26 protein-coding genes are annotated in these 24,455 nt (G+C 59.2%); 7 read left to right on the forward strand and 19 right to left on the reverse strand.

The window, feature by feature from the left end:
- Positions 1 to 10 precede the first annotated feature (10 nt).
- The 18 genes from ACL2XF_RS12015 to yceD form a co-directional block, all read right to left on the reverse strand.
- Positions 11 to 874: a phosphotransferase gene (locus ACL2XF_RS12015; protein WP_413722433.1), complete on the reverse strand. Its 864-nt coding sequence runs from the start codon at positions 872 to 874 to the stop codon at positions 11 to 13.
- The gene (lpoB, locus tag ACL2XF_RS12020; RefSeq protein ID WP_410016580.1) at positions 861 to 1,448 is read right to left on the reverse strand and encodes a penicillin-binding protein activator LpoB; all 588 of its coding nucleotides are present in this window, start codon (positions 1,446 to 1,448) and stop codon (positions 861 to 863) included. The genes ACL2XF_RS12015 and lpoB overlap by 14 nt, the downstream gene beginning before the upstream one ends.
- A gap of 21 nt (positions 1,449 to 1,469) precedes the next feature.
- Positions 1,470 to 1,847 carry a YcfL family protein gene (locus ACL2XF_RS12025; protein WP_410015745.1) on the reverse strand — a complete coding sequence of 126 codons (378 nt, stop codon included), beginning with the start codon at positions 1,845 to 1,847 and terminating at the stop codon, positions 1,470 to 1,472.
- 43 nt (positions 1,848 to 1,890) lie between these two features.
- Positions 1,891 to 2,241, reverse strand: a complete 351-nt coding sequence (gene hinT, locus ACL2XF_RS12030) for a purine nucleoside phosphoramidase (protein WP_410015746.1) — start codon at positions 2,239 to 2,241, stop codon at positions 1,891 to 1,893.
- Between the two features lie 208 nt (positions 2,242 to 2,449).
- Positions 2,450 to 3,889, reverse strand: a complete 1,440-nt coding sequence (gene ptsG, locus ACL2XF_RS12035) for a PTS glucose transporter subunit IIBC (protein WP_410015747.1) — start codon at positions 3,887 to 3,889, stop codon at positions 2,450 to 2,452.
- 284 nt (positions 3,890 to 4,173) lie between these two features.
- Complete coding sequence (locus ACL2XF_RS12040) at positions 4,174 to 4,971, reverse strand: metal-dependent hydrolase (protein WP_413722432.1); 798 nt, start codon at positions 4,969 to 4,971, stop codon at positions 4,174 to 4,176.
- A 12-nt stretch (positions 4,972 to 4,983) separates the two neighbouring features.
- On the reverse strand, positions 4,984 to 5,988 hold the full coding sequence (gene holB / locus ACL2XF_RS12045; protein WP_410015749.1) for a DNA polymerase III subunit delta': 1,005 nt from the start codon (positions 5,986 to 5,988) through the stop codon (positions 4,984 to 4,986).
- Complete coding sequence (tmk, locus tag ACL2XF_RS12050; RefSeq protein WP_410015750.1) at positions 5,985 to 6,626, reverse strand: dTMP kinase; 642 nt, start codon at positions 6,624 to 6,626, stop codon at positions 5,985 to 5,987. Before tmk ends, holB begins: the two co-directional genes overlap by 4 nt.
- A complete protein-coding gene (mltG, locus tag ACL2XF_RS12055; RefSeq protein WP_413728667.1) occupies positions 6,616 to 7,632 on the reverse strand; it encodes an endolytic transglycosylase MltG in 1,017 nt (338 codons plus the stop codon). The genes tmk and mltG overlap by 11 nt, the downstream gene beginning before the upstream one ends.
- 12 nt (positions 7,633 to 7,644) lie before the next feature.
- Entirely contained in the window at positions 7,645 to 8,445 is an 801-nt protein-coding gene (pabC, locus tag ACL2XF_RS12060) for an aminodeoxychorismate lyase (RefSeq protein ID WP_413728668.1), read from the reverse strand.
- Positions 8,446 to 8,526: 81 nt separating this feature from the next.
- Positions 8,527 to 9,768 carry a beta-ketoacyl-ACP synthase II gene (gene fabF, locus ACL2XF_RS12065; protein WP_410015753.1) on the reverse strand — a complete coding sequence of 414 codons (1,242 nt, stop codon included), beginning with the start codon at positions 9,766 to 9,768 and terminating at the stop codon, positions 8,527 to 8,529.
- 81 nt (positions 9,769 to 9,849) lie between these two features.
- Positions 9,850 to 10,086 (reverse strand): acyl carrier protein, encoded by a 237-nt coding sequence (gene acpP / locus ACL2XF_RS12070; protein WP_011410921.1) that lies wholly within the window; start codon positions 10,084 to 10,086, stop codon positions 9,850 to 9,852.
- Positions 10,087 to 10,240: 154 nt separating this feature from the next.
- On the reverse strand, positions 10,241 to 10,975 hold the full coding sequence (fabG, locus tag ACL2XF_RS12075; RefSeq protein ID WP_413728669.1) for a 3-oxoacyl-ACP reductase FabG: 735 nt from the start codon (positions 10,973 to 10,975) through the stop codon (positions 10,241 to 10,243).
- Between the two features lie 14 nt (positions 10,976 to 10,989).
- On the reverse strand, positions 10,990 to 11,919 hold the full coding sequence (fabD, locus tag ACL2XF_RS12080; protein ID WP_410015755.1) for an ACP S-malonyltransferase: 930 nt from the start codon (positions 11,917 to 11,919) through the stop codon (positions 10,990 to 10,992).
- A 21-nt stretch (positions 11,920 to 11,940) separates the two neighbouring features.
- The gene (locus ACL2XF_RS12085; RefSeq protein WP_410015756.1) at positions 11,941 to 12,894 is read right to left on the reverse strand and encodes a beta-ketoacyl-ACP synthase III; all 954 of its coding nucleotides are present in this window, start codon (positions 12,892 to 12,894) and stop codon (positions 11,941 to 11,943) included.
- A 6-nt stretch (positions 12,895 to 12,900) separates the two neighbouring features.
- Positions 12,901 to 13,935 (reverse strand): phosphate acyltransferase PlsX, encoded by a 1,035-nt coding sequence (gene plsX, locus ACL2XF_RS12090; protein ID WP_410015757.1) that lies wholly within the window; start codon positions 13,933 to 13,935, stop codon positions 12,901 to 12,903.
- 15 nt (positions 13,936 to 13,950) lie between these two features.
- A complete protein-coding gene (gene rpmF / locus ACL2XF_RS12095) occupies positions 13,951 to 14,121 on the reverse strand; it encodes a 50S ribosomal protein L32 (protein WP_162364591.1) in 171 nt (56 codons plus the stop codon).
- 17 nt (positions 14,122 to 14,138) lie between these two features.
- On the reverse strand, positions 14,139 to 14,660 hold the full coding sequence (gene yceD, locus ACL2XF_RS12100; RefSeq protein ID WP_331122489.1) for a 23S rRNA accumulation protein YceD: 522 nt from the start codon (positions 14,658 to 14,660) through the stop codon (positions 14,139 to 14,141).
- Between the two features lie 139 nt (positions 14,661 to 14,799).
- On the opposite strand from yceD, the gene ACL2XF_RS12105 reads away from it, so the two are divergent.
- Complete coding sequence (locus ACL2XF_RS12105) at positions 14,800 to 15,405, forward strand: Maf family protein (RefSeq protein WP_413728670.1); 606 nt, start codon at positions 14,800 to 14,802, stop codon at positions 15,403 to 15,405.
- A gap of 55 nt (positions 15,406 to 15,460) precedes the next feature.
- Here the strand turns inward: ACL2XF_RS12105 and rluC are convergent, their stop codons facing one another.
- Positions 15,461 to 16,417 carry a 23S rRNA pseudouridine(955/2504/2580) synthase RluC gene (gene rluC / locus ACL2XF_RS12110; protein WP_410015759.1) on the reverse strand — a complete coding sequence of 319 codons (957 nt, stop codon included), beginning with the start codon at positions 16,415 to 16,417 and terminating at the stop codon, positions 15,461 to 15,463.
- Between the two features lie 563 nt (positions 16,418 to 16,980).
- Here rluC and rne point away from each other — a divergent pair.
- The 6 genes from rne to solA all read left to right on the forward strand — a co-directional run bounded on the left by rne (position 16,981) and on the right by solA (position 24,428).
- Entirely contained in the window at positions 16,981 to 20,682 is a 3,702-nt protein-coding gene (gene rne / locus ACL2XF_RS12115) for a ribonuclease E (RefSeq protein ID WP_413728671.1), read from the forward strand.
- 130 nt (positions 20,683 to 20,812) lie between these two features.
- Complete coding sequence (gene pyrC / locus ACL2XF_RS12120) at positions 20,813 to 21,859, forward strand: dihydroorotase (RefSeq protein WP_413728672.1); 1,047 nt, start codon at positions 20,813 to 20,815, stop codon at positions 21,857 to 21,859.
- Between the two features lie 123 nt (positions 21,860 to 21,982).
- Positions 21,983 to 22,222, forward strand: a complete 240-nt coding sequence (gene dinI / locus ACL2XF_RS12125; RefSeq protein ID WP_410016581.1) for a DNA damage-inducible protein I — start codon at positions 21,983 to 21,985, stop codon at positions 22,220 to 22,222.
- A 179-nt stretch (positions 22,223 to 22,401) separates the two neighbouring features.
- The gene (locus tag ACL2XF_RS12130) at positions 22,402 to 22,671 is read left to right on the forward strand and encodes a hypothetical protein (protein ID WP_410015762.1); all 270 of its coding nucleotides are present in this window, start codon (positions 22,402 to 22,404) and stop codon (positions 22,669 to 22,671) included.
- Between the two features lie 223 nt (positions 22,672 to 22,894).
- Positions 22,895 to 23,149, forward strand: a complete 255-nt coding sequence (gene bssS / locus ACL2XF_RS12135; RefSeq protein WP_410015763.1) for a biofilm formation regulator BssS — start codon at positions 22,895 to 22,897, stop codon at positions 23,147 to 23,149.
- A gap of 160 nt (positions 23,150 to 23,309) precedes the next feature.
- Positions 23,310 to 24,428, forward strand: a complete 1,119-nt coding sequence (gene solA / locus ACL2XF_RS12140) for an N-methyl-L-tryptophan oxidase (RefSeq protein WP_410016582.1) — start codon at positions 23,310 to 23,312, stop codon at positions 24,426 to 24,428.
- Positions 24,429 to 24,455 lie beyond the last annotated feature (27 nt).

Consider the following 24,455-nt stretch of genomic DNA (forward strand, 5'->3'; position numbering starts at 1 on the left):
ACAACCTCGTTCAAAACGGTAAACCCAAATGGCGGCGCAGCGGCGCCGCATGCCGCAAAAAATGCCGTTGGCGCGTTTGCCGCCAGCGGACTTCGTACCACATCAACATCAGGTAATCGACCCACGGCGCCCAGGCGGCAATGCGCCGCCGGAGAACGGCCGTGGCATAGCCAGGGGAGCTTGAGCCGGCCTGGTAGGCGCGCAGGAAATCCGCCTGCAGACCTTCGTCCAGCCCGTTGCCGCGAAACAGCGCCGCCAGTTCCAGGGCGATATCGCCGTCGCCGGCGTATTCCCAGTCAATCAGCCGCAGCCCGCCGTCAGGCGCGCGCAGCACATTGCCGGGGTGGATATCCATATGCAACGGCGCGCAGCACAGCGGCGCGGGCATTTTGGCGCGCATAAACCGCTGCTGCAGCCGCAGCCAGGCCGGACAGCGGCGCGCCGGATCGCTGGCCTGCCAGTAGGCGGCGTACCGGGCCCGCAGGGCAATAGGATAACCGTGGCGCGGCCCGCGATGCAATTGCGCCAGCACGGCGGCAAGCTGGCCTCCGGCAACCGCCGCCTGCCACCCGGCCGGCGTCAGGCATTCCCCGGCAAGCCACTCCAACAGCAGCCATTGCGCCGTACCGGCCAGCGGCTTTGGCGCCGGGGTGCCGGCGGGCAAGCGCCGCAGCAGGCGATATTCCCGCCGCCGGTCCACGCCCAGCAGCCGTTCAGACGGCGTCGCTTCCCGCGCGATGAGATCCCCACCCGCGGCGCTGACCCGCCAGCTGGCGCCGGTCAGGCCATGCACCGGCGCCACCCTCCGGCCGGCGACATTCATCGCCGGCACCTGCGTCAACAGAACATCAAGGGAGACGCTACTCTTGCGCAAGCCCTTTACCCGACCAGACAATCTCGCCGGATTGCACCAGCATTAACTGCATCTCGATGTCGGGCAGTTTTGCATCGCCATTGGCGTCGCTGTAAAGCACATATTGCGCATTGAGATAGCGCGCCAACCCTACCGCCTTGCTGCGCGACTCCAGACTATCGTCCACCGACAGTCCCAGGGTCTGCTTGGCCGACGCCATCTGGTCCTGGCTGATGATGGTAAAGGTCTTATCCGCCGCCAGGGCGCTGTAGATTGCGGCGGTAGCTTTGCCGGTCTGTATGCTGCCATTGGTATTGTTTTTCATGCTATTGATCAACAGTACGCTGCCAGGCGCGATCCCCTGGGCGCCAAGCATTTGCTTGACCAGCGGCGCGACGCTTGCCGGCCAATCCAGAGTCCTGAGCTTAGGCGGCTGCGGTACCGGCTGCGGCTGTGGCTGCGACGGAACCGGCTCAGGCGCCGGCACCGGCTGGGCCGGTTCAATAGTGGCGGGCGGCTGCTCCGGTTCCGGCGCGCGCGTCGGACATCCGGTCAGCACCAGCGCGGCTAATGCGACAAAGAGATACTTTTTCATCATCCATCACTCAAACATAGGTTACAAAAACAGATAGAGGCGAACGCGCCTGGCCTCGAGATTACCGGTGATGGATTCAACGGTGACATCGGCGCCCGGCGGGATCACCAGTGTACGGGTAGCGGGGAAAGGCAGTACGTCCAGACCCTGCGGGTCGTACCAATAAAACCGGTAATTGACGGTAACGGCATGATCCTGTCCGTTGCCGATCGTGGCGTGCGCACGGCGGCGGCCCTGGTCGTCGCCGATGGTGGGCGCTTCGGCGGTAATCCCGGCCGTCATTACCGACGGATCCATAATCAGCGTCTGCCGATCGTTAATCATCAGCGTCTTGTTATGACTGGCGGTACAACCCGTGATAAGCAGCAGCATGGCTAAAAACGGCGGCGTAAAACGCATAGGCCTCCCCGATTGCTTGTGTGTCCCATCGCCCTGCGGCCGCTCAAAAATTCACCAGCGGACCGAGCGCCCTGCCGCCGAGAAGATGCATATGCAGATGATAGACTTCCTGGCCGCCGTGGCGGTTGCAATTGACTATCAGGCGAAAGCCGTCTTCGGCGATGCCTTCCTGCCGGGCAATTTTGGCGGCGGCGGTAAACATGCGGCCCAGCGCCGCCTCGTGTTCGGCGGTAACGTCGTTTACGGTTGGGATCAGGATATTGGGTACGATCAGGATATGGCTTGGCGCCTTGGGGGTAATATCACGAAAGGCAGTAACCAGTTCGTCTTGGTAAACGATTTCCGAGGGTATTTCCCGGCGAATAATTTTACTGAAAATAGTTTCTTCAGCCATGACATCTTTCCTTGTATCAAAACAGGTTAGTGCATGGAGTATGAGCGACTTACCCCCATTATTTCAACCTTGGGATGGTTTTATTACAGCGAGGGACGGTACGCGCGGGTACGGTGGGCAAAAGCATCAATGGCGTGCACATGTTATCGGCAGACTATAAGGGAGGCCTTCGCCCCCCTGTGGTACTGCCGCACGCGTTATAGCGCCATCATGACACGCTATGGCGCATATATTCATCCATATCGGTTTTCAGGTTATCCGACTTGGTGCCGAATATCGCCTGTACCCCGGAGCCGGCCACGACCACGCCGGCCGCGCCGAGCAATTTCAGCCCTGGCTGGTCCACCTTGGAAATATCCGCCACGCTGATGCGTAAACGGGTAATGCAGGCATCCAGGTTGGTGATATTGTCCCGGCCGCCGAACGCCTTGACCAGCGCTCCCGCCATTTCCGTGCCGCCCTGGGCGATCTGCTGGCTGCCTGTCGCTTCACGGCCGGGCGTTTTCAAATCCAGTTTGACAATCAATACCCGGAAAAGGGTGTAGTAAACCAGGCCGTAGAGGATACCCACCACCGGGAACAGCCAAATGCGGCTGCTGTTGCCGCTCAGCACCACAAAGTCGATCAGGCCGTGGGAAAAGCTGGTGCCGTCACGCATGCCGAGCAGGATACATATAGGAAACGCCAGGCCCGCCAGGATGGCGTGGATCACGTAAAGAATGGGGGCCACAAAGATAAAAGCGAATTCAATCGGTTCGGTAATGCCGGTCAGGAATGCGGTCAGCGCGCCGGAAATCATGATGCCGCCCACTTTGGCGCGGTTTTCCGGTTTAGCCGAATGCCAGATGGCAATCGCGGCGGCCGGCAGTCCGTACATCTTGAACAGGAAGCCGCCGGACAGCTTGCCTGCGGTGGGGTCGCCCGCCATATAACGCGGTATATCGCCATGGAACACCTGGCCCGCGGCGTTGGTGAACTCGCCCACCTGCATCTGGAACGGCACGTTCCAGATATGATGCAGGCCGAAAGGCACCAGCGCGCGTTCCACCAGGCCGTAGATGCCGAAGGCCACCACCGGGTTCTGGTATGCCGCCCATTGGGAGAAGTCCTGGATGGCCGACCCGATCGGGGGCCAGATAAAGGATAAAACGACGCCGAGCAGGATGGCGATCAGGCCGGAAATAATCGGCACGAAACGTTTACCGGCAAAAAAGCCCAGGTATTCCGGCAGCTTGATGCGGTAAAACCGATTGAACATATAAGCGGCGATGGCACCCGAAATAATGCCGCCCAATACGCCGGTGTCGGCCAGATGCTTAGCGGCGATTTCCTGCGCCGGCAGGCCGAGAACCAGTGGCGCCACTACCGCCATGGTTTTCACCATGATGCCGTAGGCCACTACCGCCGCCAGGGCGGAAACGCCGTCATTATTGGTGAACCCCAGCGCCACGCCGATGGCGAAAATCAACGGCATATTGGCAAAAACCGAACCGCCGGCCTCCGCCATGACATGGGAAACAACGGCGGGTATCCAGCTGAATTCAGCGGAACCGACGCCGAGCAGGATGCCGGCAATCGGTAATACGGATACCGGTAGCATTAGCGATTTACCTACTTTTTGCAGGTTGGCGAATGCGTTCTTAAACATAATGATGAATGCTCCTAGTAATAATGCCGGATCCGCCCGCGCCAGGGCGCGAGCTCAAATTGCGCTGGCTTTTTGTCTTATGAACCGCTGGGGTTGTATTTATTACGCAGTGTAAAATAAATCGCCGGCCGGGTGTTTGATGATAATCACGTTTCACTGACGCCGGCCAAACGCGCCATGACACCGGCGCCCATGGCCATGACGCGCGAGGTGATTAAAACATCCGCAACCCGCCCCGGCGCGCGTTTATTTCACCCCATTACGCGCTGGAAATACCGCCGGACTCAACTATGCGCGGCGAGGCGCGCGGGATCAACATGAAACAACCGGCCGAAATTCGCGGTGGTGGCCTGCGCCAGTTGTTCCACCGTCACGCCTTTCAGGCCGGCCATAAAATCGGCCACGTCCCGCACATAGGCCGGCTGGTTTTCCTTGCCGCGATACGGCACCGGCGCCAGATAAGGCGAATCGGTCTCCACCAGCAGCCGGTCGAGCGGAACATAGCGCGCCGCCTCGCGCAGCGCCTCGGCGTTGCGAAAGGTGACGATGCCGGAAAACGAAATATAAAAACCCAGGTCCAGCAGGGTCTTGGCGGTGGCGATATCTTCGGTAAAGCAATGCAGCACGCCGCCGCACTCCCCCGCCCGTTCTTCATGCAGGATAGCCAGCGTGTCTTCCCGCGCCGAACGGGTATGCACGATTACCGGCTTGTTCACGGCCCGGCCGATGCGGATATGCTCGCGCAGCGCCGCCTGCTGTTCGGCCTTATTATCCTGCTGGTAAAAATAATCCAGCCCGGTCTCGCCCAGGGCCACCACGTTGTCGCCCGCGGCCAGGCGCCTGAGTTCGGCAAAATCATAGGGCTCATCCAGATTCAGCGGATGGACGCCGCACGACATCAGCACCTCGTCGCGCTGGCCGATCAGTTCGCTCATCTTGCTAAAACCCGCCAGGGTGGTGGCCACAGCCAGCATCAGATGAACATCGCGCGCCTTGGCCTTGGCCACCACGTCGGCAACATCGCGATGCAGGGTCTCGTAATTCAACCCGTCAAGATGGCAGTGGGAATCGACTAAAAACATGACATTACCTTTTTATAGAGTCCAGGGATGGGTGCGCCCGTCCGGCGCGCCGTTTTCCCAGTTAAGCAATTGATTGGTCAGCAACAATTCGCGGTTAACACCGGCAATCTCCCGCCACTGCCGCCGGCACTGGAGCCACTGCTGCAATTGATGATGCAGGGCGCCGGGCTGGAATCGCGCGGCCAGCTCGCCCACCAGCGCCAGCTGATCCTGGTTGAGCATAAACCCGGCGGCGCCCTGTTGCCATTTCAGGGCGTCCGTGAGCAGGCTGAGCAGCCAGTATACCGGTTCGTCATCCTTGTCCTTGTTTAACAGCGGCAATAGCCTCAGAAAATCGCCGTCGGCAAGCGCGCGGCCCAGCCCGTCGCACAGCGCCGCACGTTCCGCCCAGCGGCCCGGCTGCAGAAGCTCCAGGGCGCCGACCGGCGCACCGCTGGTAAGCCGCAGCGCCGTGCGCGCCTGCTCTTGCGCCGTGATGCCCTGCTGCTGGAGCCACCGCAGGCCGGCCGGCTCTTCCGGCGACGGCAGGTGCCAGTACAGACAGCGGCTGCGCAGGGTGGGCAACAGGTGCGACGGTTCGCGGCAGCCGAGCAGGAAAAAGGTGCGGTCAGGCGGTTCTTCCAGGGTCTTGAGCAATGCGTTGGCCGCCGGCTCGGTCAGTATTTCACTGTGGGGCAACCAGACCACCTTGGCCCCGCCCTGCTGCGCATGATGGTAGAGCGGGTCGATAATCTGGCGGATATTATCCACCCCCAGGCTCAAACGCCCTTTCTCCGGTTCGGGCTGATAAAAATCGGGGTGGGTGCCGGCCAGCATCAGGCGGCAACTGTGGCAATGGCCGCAGCTTTTGATGCCGTCCGGCCGCTGGCAAATGAGCCAGCGGCTCAGGGCATAGAACAGCGATGACACGCCGCTGCCCTTGAGCGCATGGATAAGCAAAGCGTGATGGCCCTTGCCCTCCTGATAGCGGGCGAGAATCTGCCGGTAGGGCGTATTCAGCCACGGATACCATTTCACGGCCGGGACTCCGGCGCGTCCAGCCAGCGGTTCAGGCTGGCGCGCAGCGCGTCGCTAACCTGCGCCAGCGAACGGCTGGCGTCAATGGTAACGATGCGCGCGTCCGCCGCGGCCAGGGCCTGGTAACGCGCCCGGATGCGGTCAAAAAAGGCCAGCGACTCCTGCTCGATGCGATCAAGCTCGCCGCGCGCCCGCGCGCGCTGAAGGCCAATGGCCGGGGGGAGATCCAGGTACAGGGTTAAATCGGGGCGGAAATCCCCCAGCACCAGGTCGCGCAGCGCCGTCAGCAGCTGCGGATCCACGCCGCGGCCGCCGCCCTGGTAAGCCTGGGATGAGAGATCGTGGCGATCGCCGATAACCCACGCGCCACGCGCCAGCGCGGGTTTGATCACATTCTCCACCAACTGGACGCGCGCGGCGTACAGCATCAGCAGTTCCGCTTTATCGGTTACCGGCTCGTTGTCGATACCGTCCTTGATTAAGCGGCGCAACGCTTCCGCCAGCGGGGTTCCGCCCGGCTCGCGGGTAAAAACCACATCAGTGATGCCACGGGCCCTGAGCGTCTCCACCAGCACGGCGATGGCGCTGGTTTTCCCCGCGCCCTCAAGCCCTTCGATCACGATGAATTTACTGTCCATGGTTTTCCTTTACGCTTTCACGATATTGCTGTACGGCTTGATTATGGCTTGCCAGGTTGGTGCTGAAAATATGACCGCCCTTGCCGTCGGCGACAAAATAAAGATACGACGTCTTGGCAGGATGCGCGGCGGCCTCAAGCGACGCCTGTCCCGGCATGGCGATCGGCGCGGGGGGCAGTCCGGTAATCAAATAGGTATTATACGGCGTTGGCGTCGCCAGGTCTTGCTTGCTGATGATACCTTTATAGCTCTCGCCCATGCCGTAGATCACCGTGGGATCGGTTTGCAGGCGCATGCTCAGGCGCAGGCGGTTGATGAATACCGAGGCCACCTTGGGGCGTTCGTCCGCCACACCGGTCTCTTTTTCCACAATCGAGGCCATGGTCAGCAAATCCAGCGGCGTCTTGTACGGCAGTCCCGGCGCCCTGTCCCGCCAGACTTCATCCAGCGTTTTATCCATCCGCTGTCCCGCGCGCTTTAACAAAGCGATATCGGGGGTTTGCGCGGTATACAGATAGGTATCGGGATAAAAGCGCCCTTCCAGCGTGGACGATGGCTCCCGGCCCAGCAGGCTGGCTACCTGATCCGCCGCCACCCCGTCCAGGGTATGTTTCAGGTAAGGCGCCTTGGCGATGATGGCCAGCCACTCCTTAAACGTGGACCCCTCGACAAAACGGATGGAAAACTGGGCTTCCCGGCCGCTGGCTAATAACGCCAGCATCTGGCGCACCGTCATGCCGGGTATAAACCGGTAAGTGCCCGCCTTGAAGCTGGCCAGCTCCGGCTCCAGTTGCCACAGCGCTGGCAGCCAGCGGGTACGCTTGACGATATGCTGCTGGCGCAGCGCGGTTTTCAGCCCCTCGCGCCCGGTGCCGGCGGGCAAGGTAAAAATAGTCTCTTGTTTAATGACCAGCGGCGACGCGGCGAAATGCTTGACCTGGTACAGGCAAAACGCGATGCCGGCGGCCAGCAGGAGGATAATGGCGATAAAAAACGTTTTTTTCATGCAATAACTCAGTTAACAGTGCGGGCTGACGAAGTCGAACAGGGCCCTGGCGGGATAGCGGCGCTGCGCGATACGGTTGACCGGCAATACCGGCATCAGCGCATTGCAAATGATCACTTCCTCGGCGTCATCGAGCGCGGCGGCCGGCGCCTCGACCTGTTGCAGGCTGAACGGCGAGGCCGCAAGCAGGTGCATGATATGACGCCGCATAACCCCCGCCACGCCGGCATGGGTCAGCGCCGGTGTATAAACCCGATCCCCGGTGCGCCAGAAAATATTCGCCGCGCAGCATTCAACGATAAAACCCTGCGTATCAAGCACCAGCGCCTCCTCGGCGACGGCATCCCGGTCCAGGTGAGCGCGGATTAACACCTGCTCCAGGCGGTTAAGGTGCTTTATGCCGGCCAATAGCGGACCGCGGGCCAATCTGACTGGACTCAGGGCAAGGCTGACGCCGCTTTCGCGCCAGGCGACATAATGCGCCGGCGCGGCCGTATGGGACATAATACGTAACGGCGCATCGCAACCGGCCGCGCTATACCCCCGGCCGCCGCTGCCGCGGCTGATGAGTACTTTGAGCACGCCTTGCTGTCGGAGTTCCGCCACCCGGCGCATTTCGCTGGTTAATAACCCGCGGTCCAGCGGCGCAAACAACAACCGCTCGCCGGCCTCGGCCAGCCGGTCCAGATGGTAGGGCAGTAAATCGATCGCACCCGCGCGTATGCGCGCGGTGGTAAAAAAACCGTCGCCGAATTGGGTGGCGCGATCGTTTACGGGCAATTGGCGCCGGGGTTTTCCGTTGATCCAATACATAGTTCACCTGGTAAGCGGTCGCCGATGCGGCAATGATAAAAAAATGGCCCGATAAACGGGCCATTAGGCATCACTCTACGATTATATCCTGCGGAATACCAGTGACCCGTTGGTGCCGCCGAAACCGAATGAGTTGCATAACGCATATTCCATTCCAGGCACCTGACGAGCTTCATGGGGCACAAAATCCAAATCGCACTCGGCGTCAGGGTTGTCCAGATTAATGGTGGGCGGAATAGCCCGATCGCGCAGCGCCAGTATGCTGAAAATAGACTCTATCGCCCCGGCGGCGCCCAGCAAATGCCCGGTCATCGATTTCGTGGAGCTGATCATGACCTTGTACGCATCCTGGGCGAACACGGATTTCACCGCGTAGGTTTCAGCTTTATCACCCACCGGCGTGGACGTGCCGTGCGCGTTGATATAGCCGACCTGCGACGGGGTGATGCCCGCGTCACGCAGGGCGTTGACCATGGCCAGCGCCGCCCCCGCGCCGTCTTCCGGCGGCGAGGTCATATGATAGGCATCGCTGCTCATACCAAAACCCACCACTTCGGCGTAAATTTTCGCACCGCGCTTTTTAGCATGCTCGTACTCTTCCAGCACCATGACGCCGGCGCCGTCGCCCAGCACAAAGCCGTCACGGTCACGATCCCAGGGGCGGCTGGCCGCCTGCGGGTTATCATTACGGGTAGACAGCGCGCGCGCGGCGCCGAAACCGCCGACGCCCAAGGGCGTGCTGCCTTTTTCAGCGCCACCGGCCAACATGACATCCGCATCGTTATAGGCGATTATCCTGGCGGCATGGCCGATATTGTGCACACCCGTGGTACAGGCCGTCGCCACGCAGATACTTGGTCCGCGCAGTCCGCACATGATGGTCAGGTGCCCGGCTATCATGTTGACGATGGTGGAAGGCACAAAAAAAGGACTGATTTTGCGCGGTCCGCCATTCACCAGGGCGGTATGATTTTCTTCAATCAATCCCAACCCGCCGATGCCCGAGCCGATTGCCGCACCGATACGCGGCGCGTTTTCCTCGGTGACCACCAAGCCGGAATCCTGCATGGCCTGGATGCCGGCCGCAATGCCGTACTGTATGAAAATATCCATCTTGCGCGCATCTTTGCGCGACAGATAATCTTCACAATTAAAATTTTTCACTAAGCCAGCAAAACGTGTTGCATAGGCAGTAGTATCAAAATGGTCGATCGGGCCGATGCCACTCTGTCCGGCTAGGAGCGCGCTCCACGTAGATTCTACGGTATTGCCGACAGGAGACAACATGCCAAGTCCGGTCACAACTACTCGACGCTTAGACACGCTTGTCCTCCAAGGAGGGAAAAAAGACACTGTGTGGGACAAAAAACTTAGGCGGTCGAATGACCGCCTAGGGATGTTCGCTTACTGCTGGCTTGCCTGAATAAAATCAATAGCTGCCTGGACAGTAGTGATTTTTTCAGCTTCTTCGTCCGGAATTTCTGTATCAAATTCTTCTTCCAGCGCCATTACCAGCTCAACGGTGTCGAGAGAATCAGCGCCGAGGTCATCGACAAAAGAAGCATTGTTTACGACTTCTTCTTTCTTAACACCCAGTTGCTCAGCGATGATTGCCTTAACGCTTTCTTCGATAGTGCTCATACTCTTAAATTTCCTATCAAAACTCGCTTTCGCGATGGTTTTCGTAGTGTATAAAATGTTGAAAAAGATGCAACTAAATCCCGGCTGGTCAAACCACGATTTTATGCTATTTTGCGGTGTTTACCACAAATAACGCAAATGATTTTCGTGCTTTTTACAGCATATACATGCCGCCGTTGACATGTATCGTTTCACCGGTAATGTATGCCGCCTCGTCAGAGGCGAAAAAAGCAACAGCACTGGCAATTTCTTTCGGATCGCCAAGACGATTTGCCGGAATCCGGGACAAAATGTCCGCACGGTGGTCATCTGTCAACGCATCTGTCATATCAGTCGCAATAAAACCGGGCGCCACCACGTTTACCGTAATGCCGCGCGAGGCGACTTCACGGGCCAACGATTTGCTAAAGCCGATCAATCCGGCTTTGGCGGCGGCATAATTCGCTTGCCCGGCGTTACCCATAGAGCCTACAACAGAACCGATAGTAATGATTCTGCCGTAACGCTTTTTCATCATCGCGCGCATTACCGCCTTGGACATGCGGAAAACGGATGTCAGGTTTGTATCAAGGATAGACTGCCATTCGTCTTCTTTCATGCGCATCAGAAGATTATCACGCGTGATTCCGGCATTATTCACTAAAATATCAGCTTCGCCAAATTCTGCGCGCATTTTCTCTAAAAGAGAATCAATGGATGCGATGTCAGAGACATTAAGTTGCAGCCCTTTGCCCCGGTTGCCCAGATAGGCGCTGATGGCGTCGGCGCCCTGCTCGCTGGTGGCCGTGCCTACGACTGTTGCGCCGCGTTCGGCCAGCAATTCAGCGATAGCGCGACCGATTCCGCGGCTGGCGCCGGTGACCAGGGCGATTTTACCTTCAAAGCTCATTGCATTCCCCATGATTATTGCCCAAGCGCCGCTGCCAGCGACGCCGGATCGTTTACCGCCGCGCCGGAAAGGGTGTCGGCGATGCGTTTGGTCAAGCCGGTGAGCACTTTGCCCGGCCCCGCTTCCAGCACCTGGTCGACCCCTTGCGCGGCAAGGTATTGCACCGTTTCAGTCCAGCGTACCGGATTATACAGCTGGCGCACCAGGGCCAGGCGTATCGCGTCCGGATCCGTCTGCGCCACCACGTCGACATTATTCACCACCGGCACCCTAGGCGCGGAAAAGGCGATGTCCGCCAATGCCAGCGCCAGCTTATCCGCCGCGGGTTTCATTAACGCGCAATGCGAAGGCACGCTGACCGGCAGCGGCAGCGCACGCTTCGCGCCGGCCGCCTTGCAGGCCGCGTTCGCGCGCTCGACCGCCTCTTTATGGCCGGCGATAACCACCTGTCCGGGAGAATTGAAATTCACCGGCGACACCACCTGTCCCTGCGCCGACTCGCGGCAGGCCTGCTCAATGGCGGCATTGTCGAGGCCGATAATGGCCGACATGGCGCCGATACCCGCGGGCACGGCTTCCTGCATCAGTTTGCCGCGCAGTTCCACCAGCCGCACCGCCTGGGCGAAATCAAGCACCTCCGCGCAGACCAGCGCCGAGTATTCGCCCAGGCTATGGCCGGCCAGCCATGACGGCTGTTGTCCGCCCTGCTGCTGCCAGACGCGCCAGATGGCCACCGAGGCCGCCAGTAGCGCCGGCTGTGTCTGCCAGGTTTTATTCAGCTCTTCCGCCGGGCCTTGCTGGGTCATCTGCCAGAGATCATAACCTAAAGCGGCGGACGCTTCTGCGAAGGTGGCCTCAACCAGCGGAAATTGTGCCGCCAGTTCCGCCAGCATACCGACGGTCTGGGATCCCTGGCCCGGGAATACCATTGCCAATATTGTCATTTTTTTTTAATTCCTGTTAATTCAAAACCGAATCAATGCCGAGCCCCAGGTAAAGCCGCCGCCGAACGCCTCCAGCATCACCAGCTGCCCGCGCTTAATACGGCCGTCGCGCACCGCCTCGTCCAACGCCAGCGGTACGGAGGCGGCGGAGGTATTGCCGTGCCGATCCAGGGTCACCACCACCTTATCCATGCTCATGCTCAGGCGTTTTGCCGTGGCGGTGATGATACGCAGGTTGGCCTGGTGCGGCACCAGCCAGTCCAGCGCCGAGTGGTCCAGTTGATTGGCGTTCAGGGTTTCATCGACGATATGCGCCAGTTCGGTCACCGCCACCTTGAACACTTCATTGCCCGACATGGTCAGGAACGCAGGGGCCGTCGGATCGATGCGGCTGTGGTACGGCAGGGTCAATAGATCGCCATAGCGCCCGTCCGCGTGTAAATGGGTCGATAAAATGCCAGGCTGTTCGGAGCGGCCGAGCAGCACCGCGCCCGCGCCGTCGCCAAACAGGATCAGCGTACCGCGATCGCTGGGATCGAGGGTGCGGCTCAGAGTATCGGAGCCGATCACCAGCGCATAATCCACCGCGCCGTGTTTAACATATTGATCCGCCACGCTCAGGGCGTAGGCAAAACCGGCGCAGGCCGCGGCCATATCGAAAGAGATGGCGTCCCGAAGGCCTAGATGATGCTGGATTTCGCACGCCGAGCTGGGGAAGGCATTGCTCGACGAGGTGGTGGCGACGATGATCAAACCGATCTTGCCCACCTCGACGTCCGCCATTTCCAGCGCGCGCTGCGCGGCGATGAAACCCATGGTGGAAACGGTTTCATCCACCCCGGCGATACGGCGTTCACGAATACCGGTACGCGTTACGATCCATTCGTCGGAGGTATCGACCATTTTTTCCAGGTCCGCATTCGACCTTATTTGTGCCGGCAGATAACTGCCGGTACCGAGAATCTTTGTATACATGTACGCTTAATCACTCTTGGGTAATACCGCATCTAGGCGAGCGGCAATCCGCTCGGGAATCCGCCGCTCCACCGCTTGCATTGCCTGATCGATAGCGACAGCGAACGCGCGCTGATTCGCCGCCCCGTGGCTTTTGATCACCGTGCCACGCAAACCTAACAGGCAAGCGCCATTATATTGGTCAGGATTAAGATGGCCGAATTGGCGCGCGAGGCGTTTTTTCACCCAGCGTTTGACAAGTTTCATCAGCCAACCCTGCCTGCCGCCGTCCCCTGAGGATTTAAGCAAAGACAGAAAAAGTCTTATCACCCCTTCCATGGTCTTTAATGTGACGTTGCCGACAAACCCATCACAGACCAGCACATCGGTCTTCCCTGTCAGCAACTCGTTGGCTTCAAGATAACCTATATAGTTGATTGACGGAATACTTCTCAGTATCGCCGCGGCCTGGTGGATATTATCGAGACCCTTGGTCTCCTCCTCGCCGATATTAAGCAGCGCCACCCGCGGGTTAGCCACGCCCACGATATCCTCCGCCATCACCGCGCCCATAATGGCGAACTGGGCCAGCATCTCGCCACCGCATGCCACATTGGCGCCGAGGTCCAGCACGACCGTATTGCCCCGCTGCTGGTGCGGCAGCACGGTCATCAACGCCGGACGCTCGATGCCGTCCAGCGGTTTAAGCAACATTATCGCCAACCCCATCAACGCCCCGGTGTTGCCGGCGCTGACACAGGCCTGGGCCTTTCCATCCTTGATCAGCTCAAGCATGATGCGCATTGAGGTGCCGCGGCTGGCCCTGATGGCCTGGGATGGTTTGGCGTCACCGGCAATAACAGATTCGGCGGGAACAACCGTCAATCGCTCAAGTAGAACGGAATCAGTTTTTGCCAGTAAAGGATTTATCGCAGCGGGACTGCCGACAAGCAGCAATGCTAATTGCGGATGAGAAGCCAGTGCCTGCAATGCAGCAGGCACTGTCACGGCGGGACCGAAGTCGCCGCCCATAGCATCTAACGCCAGGGTTAGACGTATCAATGTATCGCCTTGGAATTACTTGGCGATAACTTTGCGACCGCGGTAGAAACCGTCGGCGGTGATGTGGTGACGCAGGTGGGTTTCACCGGAGACTTTGTCCACTGATACGGTAGAGGTGGTCAGCGCGTCGTGTGAACGGCGCATGCCACGGGTAGAACGGGTGGGTTTATTCTGTTGTACGGCCATGGACCTTACTCCTTAAATTACTTTCGCTTTAAACTGGCTAATACGGAAAACGGGTTAGGTTTTTCAACCTCGGACGGCAGCTTGCCGAACACCTGCTCCGCGTCGGACACTTCACAGTGTTCAGTATCATGAACCGGTGCGATCGGCAGCGAAAGAATAACTTCATCTTCAATCATTGCCAGCAGGTCTATCTCGCCAAAACCATCGACATAAACCGCCTCATACGCTTCCGGCAATGCCTCAGCCTGTTCGTCGGTGACAACCGGGCTGAAACAAAATGTCGTGTGCACCTGATGCGCGAACGGCTGGTTGCAGCGCTGGCACAGCAGCGTCACCGCTACGTCCGCACTGCCATCGATCACCGCCAGGCGCTGATTATCAATATTAAATGACAACGACGCCTGAACATCACTATCCACACTTACCACGGATTCGGCAATACGCTTTACCTGCTCAGGCGCATAGACACCAGCATAGTCCAGGCGTTTCTGTGCAGTACGGGCCGCATCGATAGTCAGGGGTAATTTTACTTTTTGCATAGGGCGCGCATATTAACTTTGTAACGGCATAGAGTCAAAGAAAAAGGCCATATTTACCTGCCTTTATCAATATTCGCTTCCGAAGCGGCGAACAGTTTAAAATGACGCACGGAAATACGCCATCGTTGGATGAAAAAATATGTGCAAAATTGTCTTGGCTTCATCGTCGCCGTTTCGCCGGGCGCTAATGGAAAAATTAACCCTGCCGTTTATCGCCGTCGCGCCGGACATCGACGAAACCAGGCTTGCGGACGAATCCGCAGACCACATGGTGCTGCGCCTGGCCGAGGGCAAAGCCCGCGCGCTGGCCGGCCGATACCCCGCTCATCTGATTATCGGCTCCGATCAGTGCTGCGTGCTTGAGGGCCGCATTACCGGCAAACCCCATACGCACGAAAACGCCGTCGGCCAGCTACGGCAAGCCAGCGGCCGGCGCGTGACGTTTTATACCGGCCTGGCGCTGCTTAACAGCCTGACGGGCAGGATCCAGCGTACGGTAGAACCCTTTCATGTCACTTTTCGCACCCTGAGCGAGGCGGAAATCGCGGGTTATGTGGCGCTGGACCAGCCGCTGCACAGCGCGGGCAGCTTCAAAAGCGAGGGGCTGGGCATCAGCCTGTTCGACGCGCTGGAAGGGCGCGATCCCAATGCGTTGATCGGCCTGCCGCTGATTGCGCTGGGCGGGATGCTGCGCAACGAGGGCATCAATCCCCTGCTCACGGACGCGCAGGCGCGCTTGCGCTAGCAGGGCCGCAGCAACCGCCGGCGGGATGGCGATGCCCCATTTCCTGCGCGCCGCTTTATTTATCGTTGGCGCGCAGGTAAACCAGGCAATGGCGCAAGCCTTTATCCAGCGGCGCCTCTATGCGCATGGTCTCGCCGGTGGCGGGATGATCGAAACGCAGGGCCGCGGCATGTAAAAACAGCCGGTGCAGGCCCGATCCCTTGAGCTGTTGATCAAATTGCGCGTCGCCGTAACGATCGTCAAAGGCAATCGGGTGGCCGGCATATTGGGCATGGACGCGTATCTGGTGCGTGCGGCCGGTCACCGGGCTGGCTTTTACCAGGGTGGCGTGCACAAAACGTTCTTCTACCTTGAAGCGCGTTTCCGAGGGTTTGCCGTCGCTGCCCACCCGCACGATGCGCTCGCCGCTGGCGAGGATATTTTTCAACAACGGCGCGCTGACCGTCTTGGTCTGCGACGGCCACTCTCCGGCGACCAGCGCCAGATAGTCCTTCTGCATGCCTTTCATGCGCAGCTGCTCGTGCAGTAAACGCAGGGCCGATCGTTTTTTGGCCACCAGCAGCACACCCGACGTATCCCGATCCAGGCGGTGAACCAGTTCCAGGAACCGGGCATCGGGGCGCAGCGCGCGCAGCCCTTCAATGACGCCGAAACTTAAGCCGCTGCCGCCGTGCACCGCCGTACCGGAAGGCTTGTTTAAAATCAGCAGGTGATCGTCTTCATACAGAACCGCTTCCGCCAGCGCCGCCACTTTGTCCAGCAGCGGCGAAACGGTGTTTTCATCCGGCGCGGACTGACGCACCGGCGGAATCCTGAGCTCATCGCCGTCCAGCAGCTTGTATTCGGGCTTGACCCGTTTTTTATTGACCCGCACTTCCCCTTTTCGCACGATACGATAAATCATGCTCTTCGGTACGCCTTTTAATCGGGTACGCAAAAAGTTGTCGATCCGCTGGCCTGCTTCATCCGCGGAAACGGTTATAAACTGTACGCCTGCATTATTTTCATTCATGGGACGCGATTCTAAATATACCGCCAGCATAGCGCCACTCCTTTTTCTGTGCTTAACTGTGCTTTAATTGGTAAAAAAGTTTTTCGGGTGGATTTCGGCTACGCAGCAGGCAGGCCAGGCAGAAATGTAACCATAAGTCGGAATCTTGTTGCCAAGAGGTAAAGTCGCCTTGCTATATAGGTGTCAGCGGTGGAATAATGCATAAACTTTCCACTCTGCGCCCGTTAAAGGCGAGAAATCGTGGAATTTTTAAATTTGCCTGATCAACCATACACGCAGCAATGGCGTAAGACGTAGTGATTAATCAGGCAGTTAGCGGGCTGCGGATTGCAGCTTGGCCGGCAAAAGGAATTCGTTCTGGCGACCGTTATCAGACGCTATTCCCGCTGTAAATGCGCTGTCTTTCTCTCTGAAAACAGGCTACCGAAACAATGCGCCCCTCTGCGAGCGACAACCGTGAGGTTGACGGCTCGCGACAAGTCACGGGGCCGTCGGTTATCGCCCGGTCATGCGTTTTTTTGCCCGCAGCTCTGATGCCAATGCATAAAAAAGAGTAAGTTAAGATGAAGAGAATGTTAATTAACGCGACTCAGCAAGAGGAGTTGCGCGTTGCTCTGGTAGATGGCCAAAAGCTGTATGATCTGGATATTGAAAGCCCGGGTCATGAACAGAAAAAAGCTAATATTTACAAGGGTAAAATCACCCGTATTGAGCCAAGTCTTGAAGCGGCGTTTGTCGATTACGGCGCCGAGCGACACGGATTTCTTCCCCTGAAAGAAATTGCCCGCGAGTATTTTCCCGCGCAATACGCCTCCCACGGCCGCCCCAATATCAAGGACGTGCTGCGTGAAGGGCAGGAAGTCATTGTCCAGGTTGATAAGGAAGAACGCGGCAATAAAGGCGCCGCGCTTACCACCTTTATCAGCCTGGCCGGCAGTTATCTGGTGCTGATGCCGAACAATCCCCGCGCCGGCGGCATCTCCCGTCGTATCGAGGGTGACGATCGCACTGAGCTGAAGGAAGCGCTGTCGTCGCTGGAACTCCCCGACGGCATGGGCCTTATCGTCCGTACCGCCGGCGTGGGTAAATCCGCCGATGCGCTGCAGTGGGATCTGGCGTTTCGCATCAAGCATTGGGAAGCGATTAAAAAAGCCGCCGAAGGACGTCCCGCTCCCTTCCTGATTCATCAGGAAAGCAACGTCATCGTGCGCGCCTTCCGCGACTATCTGCGTCCGGATATCGGCGAAATCCTGATCGACAATCCCAAGGTGCTCGAAAAAGCGAAAGAACATATCGCCTCCCTCGGCCGCCCCGACTTCAGCAGCAAAATTAAATTGTACAGCGGCGAAATTCCGCTGTTCAGCCATTACCAGATTGAATCGCAAATCGAATCCGCCTTCCAGCGCGAAGTGCGCCTGCCGTCCGGCGGTTCCATCGTTATCGACACCACCGAAGCGCTGACCGCCATCGATATCAACTCCGCCCGCTCCACCCGCGGGGGCGATATCGAGGAAACCGCCTTTAACACCAACCTGGAAGCCGCCGACGAAATAGCCCGTCAATTACGCCTGCGCGACCTGGGCGGCCTTATCGTTATCGACTTTATCGATATGACCCCCGTGCGTCACCAGCGCGAGGTGGAAAATTGCCTGCGTGAATCAGTGCGCCAGGATCGCGCGCGCATCCAGATCGGCCGCATCTCGCGTTTTGGTTTGCTGGAACTCTCGCGCCAGCGCCTGAGCCCGTCGTTGGGTGAATCCAGCCACCATGTCTGCCCGCGTTGCGGCGGTACCGGCACCATTCGTGATAACGAGTCGCTGTCGCTGTCCATCCTGCGCCTTATCGAAGAAGAGGCGCTGAAAGAGAATACCCACGAGGTGCATGCCATCGTGCCGGTGCAGATTGCCTCGTATCTGCTCAATGAAAAGCGTGATTCGGTCAACGCCATCGAGCGCCGCCAGGGCGGCGTGCGGGCGATTATCGTGCCGCACGATCAAATGCAAACCCCGCATTACGCGGTGCTGCGCGTGCGCAAGGGCGAAGAAGCGCCAACCCTGAGCTATCTGTTGCCGCAACTGCACGAAGCGGAAATGGCCCAGCCGTCCGAAGAACCGGCGGCCGAGCGTAAGCTGCCTGAACAACCCGCGCTGGCTGCTTTCGTTATGCCGGATTCGCCGCCGATGTCGCCTGAGCCGGTGATTGAGGAACCCGCGCCGGTAGCCCGGGAAACCAGCGTCAAGGCCGTCGCCAAGCCCGAAAAATCCGCTGAGCCGGCTTCCGCCGGGTTATTCAGCCGCGCGGTAAACCGCCTGAAAAGCTGGTTTAGCGATCCTGAGGAAGATACCTCGGTAAAAACCGCCGAACCGGTCCTGCCGAAGGAAGAGACCCCTGCCGTAGCCGAACCCGCCGAGGCGCCGCGTCGCCAGCAGCAGGATCGCCGCGGCCAGCGCCGCCAGAATGTCCGCCGCGATCGTAACGGCGAGCGTGGCGGCGAGCGTGAGCAGCGCGCGCCGCAGGAAGGACGCCAGCCGCGTGAAGCGCGTGAGCCCCGTGAACCGCGCGAACGCCGCGAACCCCGTGACGATGCGCGTAGTAAAGGCAAACGCCAGAACGCGCCGGTCGAGACCGAGATGCTTGACGCCGTGATAGCCGAGAAGCCGCAGACCGAGGAGGAGCAGACGCAACGCCGCGAACCGCGCGCCGATCGTCCGCGCCGTCGCCAGGAAGACAAGCGCCAGCCGCAGGAAGCCAAACCCCTGCCGGTTGAGGTTGAGGTTGAGGCCGAGCCCGAGATGATCGAGCCCGAAGCCGTAGCCCTGGCCGAACCGGTGAACGATGACGATAAACCGACGCCAATCGTTCCGCGCCGCCAGCGTCGCAATCTGTCCCAGAAAGTGCGGGTCACCGATGACGCGGCCGACGTTACGCAGGTCGCCGCCGCAGGCGAAAGCGTCCGCGAAGACACCGGCTCGCAGCCGGATATCAGGTTCCAGGCCGGCAGCGCGCCGACCCCTGACATCATGTTCCAAACCGAGGACGCTCCGGCGCCCGAAGGGCTGGACAACAGCGCGCAGGAAGGCCGCAACGGCAACGAAGCGGGCCTGCCCCGCCGTTCGCGTCGCTCCCCGCGCCATTTGCGGGTCAGCGGCCAGCGTCGCCGCCGTTATCGTGACGAGCGTTATCTTGGGCAATCGCCGATGCCGCTCAGCGGCGCGGTGGCCTCTCCCGAGATGGCGTCCGGCAAGGTCTGGATCAGCTATCCCATCACGCCTGTCGAACGTTTTGAACAAAACCCGTCGACGGTGACGGAACTGCCGGAACCTGTCGCGACGACCGCGGTAAACGTCATGCCGCTGCCTGAACCGACCACGGCGGGGGCGGAAAACACCGCGCCGCCACAGGTCGCCGATGCTACCGGCAGCCAGGGCGGCGGCAACGAGCACACCCGTGACCGCGACGTGGCCAGCGCCCTCGACAGCATTGTCGACAGCAGCACCGTCGCCGGGCCGGCAGGCGTCGCCACCACCGACGCCCTGGCGCCGCAGGAATTGCCCGCGGCGACCCTGGTTCCGCTTGAGCCGACCCCGGCCCAACTGGCGGCGGCCGATGAGGTACCCGATGTCATCCAGGCGCAAGATCGCGGCGTGGCGCAGGACACCCTGGCCGCAGCCCAACCGGCCGCGTCCGTGGCGGATACCGACGCCGCGTCGTTTGCCACGCTGGCCCCGGATCTGACGGAACAGGAACAGCCGGCAAGCGTAACGCCGTCGGCTGTCGCGAGCCAACCGGCCGTTGTCCTGCTTTCCGATGATATCATTGCCGCCTTGCAGGTATCGCGTCTGTCGCCGCCACGCCAAGTAGCGGAAGCCGCGCCGCTGGTCAGCGCCCCGGTGGCACCGCACGCTACCGTCGCCGATACGCAACCGGCCCTGGCATCCCCGGCGGCGGACGCCGCCGGGGCGCAATCGGCCCACGCAGCGCCGACGCCGGTTGCCGACGGGCAACCGCAACCGGCCCCCGCTATCCCGAACGGACAGCAGGAAGGCCAGCCAGAAGACGACAAGGCGCAGCCCATTCTTAAACAGCATGTCAGCGCCCCCATGACCAAGGCCCCTGCGCCCGTTTACAGCCCGGCCCCCGAGCCTGTGAAGCAGTGGCAGCGTCCGGAGTACCGGTTCGAGGGACGCGGTTCGGCGGGCGGCCACGCGGCCGCAAATCAGGCCGCCGCCCCGGCGACCCGGCCAACGCCGAAGGACGACGACTGATATTGCCATCCAAACCCGCTGCGGCGGGTTTTTTTATAATGCAACTTCCGCCCGATATGCTTATTCTAATACCCCGCCGTTAATCTGATATTGACCCGTTTGTCCGTACTCAATAGCCGGAGCCTTATTCATGACCGCACAGCCGACAGAACTCCATATCCGCCGTCCCGACGACTGGCATCTGCATTTACGCGACGACAATATGCTGCGTACCGTATTGCCTTATACCAGCCGCGTCTTTGGCCGGGCTATCGTGATGCCGAACCTGACGCCGCCGATTACGTCCATAGAGCAGGCCGTTGCGTATCACGGGCGGATACTGGCGGCATTGCCCGCCGGCCACCGTTTCCAGCCTCTGATGACCTGCTACCTTACCGATACGCTGGATAAAACGCAGTTAGTGACGGGATTCCAGCAAGGCGTTTTCAGCGCCGCGAAATTATATCCGGCCAACGCCACCACCAATTCCAGCCACGGCGTGACCAGTGTCCCCGGCATTTACCCCCTGCTCGGCGCCATGGAAGAAATCGGCATGCCGTTGCTGATCCACGGCGAGGTCACGGCGCCTGAGATTGATATCTTCGATCGCGAGGCGTGTTTTATCGATCGGATCCTGGAACCGGTACGCCGGCGCTTTCCGGCGCTGAAAATTGTCCTGGAACATATCACTACCCGCGAAGCGGCGCAGTATGTACTGGCCGCGGACAGCCATCTGGCCGCCACCATCACCCCGCAGCACCTGATGTTCAACCGCAATCATATGTTGGTGGGCGGAGTACGGCCGCATCTCTACTGCCTGCCGATCCTGAAACGCAATACGCATCAGGAAGCGCTGCGCGCCGCCGTTGCCGGGGGCTGCGATCGACTGTTCCTGGGCACCGATTCGGCTCCGCACAGCCGCGACCGCAAAGAGTGCGACTGCGGCTGCGCCGGCGTGTTTAATGCGCCTAACGTTCTCGCCGCTTATGCCACGGTATTTGAGGAAATCGGCGCCTTGGCGCACTTTGAAGCGTTCTGTTCGCTGAACGGCCCACGCTTTTATGGGCTGCCGCCGAACGATGATTTCATTACCCTGCGTCGGCATACCCATCTGCAGCCGGACAGTATTCCGCTGGGCGACGACGTCCTGGTGCCGTTTCTGGCCGGACAGGCGCTGCACTGGTGGGTGGAAGCCTGATGGACGCAAGTCGATGCCGATGGGCTTTATCAGTATCCGCCGTAAAATAAAAGCCTGTTGGCGCTTGCACTGGCGACGGCGACACTGTATAAATAAACAGGCGTTGATACTATGAGAAAAAATATGCGTATCGAAATTACTCTTGCTAAAGCGACACCGCTTCCCGCAGGCGCGCTTGAGGCATTGACCAAGGAATTTACGGCCCGGATTGATAAACAGTTTACTGATTCCCATGTCCAGGTGCGCTATGCGGGCGCCAACGGCATTAGCGTTATGGGAGGCAGTAAAGAAGACAAGGCGCTGATCACCGATATCCTGCAAGAAACGTGGGAAAGCGCCGACGATTGGTTTGACTCTCAATAATAAGAAGTTTGTACTGTCGCTTCGCCGGGATTCATTCCCGGCTTTTTTATGCCAAAAATTCTGTTAAACGACGCTTTTAGCGAATTTTTGCGCTTCCCCTATTGGCAAATGCGTTTTTCTGGGCTGTAATCACCCCAAGCAGCGCATTGTGCACAAACCGTCCCGGGGAGAATGCCTATATGATTGCCAATAAACCTGAAGAAGCAATGACGTTCGGCGAACTGCTGGCATTAATTGGCGAGCAGCAGCGCAGGCTTAATGTACTGGAGATCGCGTTTTCTTACCTGTCATTCAGCCTGGATGAAAAAGCCAATCAGTTACTCATCCACAACCTGATGCTGGAATCCCAAAACCAAAACCGCGATGCGATCATGCAAAAATATTTCGCCCAGCTGGCCGAAGAGCTGGCCAAACGCATCGGCCCGGTAATTCCGCCCGCCGCCGTCTAATTCCATCCACACGCCCACCCCGCCCACGGTAGCCAATACGTCGTGGCCTCGCGCTATTTCTGATGACGCGTTTAACGAAATAGTACAAAAGTTAAAAAAAATCGTTCAATTAGCAAAAAAAGTGACAAACAAGGGTATACTTAAATTGCTCGCTAAAATGGAGCCGCACTGAGCCTCAAAGACACTCTTTGTTTTATTAAACGAGTCAGAAAAAGGGGTATTTATGGACAGAAAAAACGAGATAATCCATACCCATCCATTGGTCGGCTGGGACATCAGCACCGTAGACGCCTACAATGCCATGATGATCCGCCTGCATTACATCAATTCCCCCAGCCAGGCCACCGAAGATGCGGAAGTGGACAGAACCCTATGGCTGACCACAGATGTCGCGAAGCAATTGATTTCGATCCTTGAAGCGGGCATCGCCAAAATTGAAGCAACGGAATATCACGATATTGATCACCGAAAACATTAATCTCGACCACTACCCCTCAGGCACCCGCTGCTTTGCACCGGGTGTTTTTTTATTATGCTGGGGCCATGTTTCCGCCAGATGACAATGCCCTCCTAATTCCAGATTTTTCCCCGTATCCTCGACTTGAGGGTTTGAGCGGGGCCCAGCAGGAAAAATGAGCATGGTATACGATCTGATTATTATCGGCAGCGGTTCCGTGGGTTCCGCGGCAGGGTTTTACGCTACCGAAGCCGGCCTCAATGTGTTGATGATTGACGCCGCGTTCCCCCCCCACCGTGGCGGCAGCCATCATGGCGATACACGCATTATCCGCCATGCCTATGGCGAAGGGAAAAAATACGTTCCCCTGGCGCTGCGGGCGCAAACGCTCTGGGAAGAGCTCTCGGCGCGGGGCGGCACGCCGGTGTTTCACCGCAGCGGCGTACTTAATCTGGGACCGCGCCAGGCGGAGTTTATCAAACGGGCCATCGACAGCGCCCACGCCTATAAACTGCCGTGCGAAATACTCAATGCCGGCCAGGTTGTCGCCCGCTGGCCGGCGTTCAGCCTGCCGGATGATTATCTTGGGGTCTTTGAACCCCAGGCGGGTTATCTCAAGTCGGAGCTGGCTGTGGCCACTTATATCCGCCTGGCCGAGCAGGCTGGCTGCGCCCAGCTGTTTAACTGCGGCGTTACCGATATCAGCCATGGCGCCATGACCTTCGACATCACCACGGTGGAAGGCAGCCACTACCAGGCGCATAAGCTGCTGGTCTCGGCCGGCACGTGGGTGAAAACCCTGCTGCCGTCGCTGCCGGTGCAACCGGTGCGTAAGGTGTTTTCCTGGCATCAGGCCGACGGGCGCTTCAGCGAGGACAATCATTTCCCGGCGTTTACCGCCCTGACGCCGGACGGCAGTCAATATTATGGCTTCCCGGCCATCAAAAACGAACTCAAGGTGGGTAAACACGACGGCGGGCAGATGATCGACGAGCCGGGACAGCGCACGCCTTTCGGCAGCCATGCGGCGGACGGCAATGAAACCTTTGGTTTTCTGCGCTATTTCTTGCCGGGGGTCGGCGTTTGCCTGAGCGGCGAAGCCTGTACCTACGATCTCTCGCCGGATGAGGATTTTATTATCGATACCCTGCCCGGCAACGACGACCTGCTGATCATCAGCGGCCTGAGCGGCCACGGCTTTAAATTCGCCAGCGTGCTGGGCGAAATCGCCGCCGGGTTTGCCGCCGGACGCGAGAGCGGCTTTGACCTTTCACCCTTCCGGCTGCGGCGCTTCGGATAAGGCTTACCCGCCGCTGGCGGGCAGCCC

The sequence above is a fragment of the Sodalis sp. RH19 genome (assembly GCF_047324215.1).
Classification (GTDB): Bacteria; Pseudomonadota; Gammaproteobacteria; order Enterobacterales; family Enterobacteriaceae; genus Acerihabitans.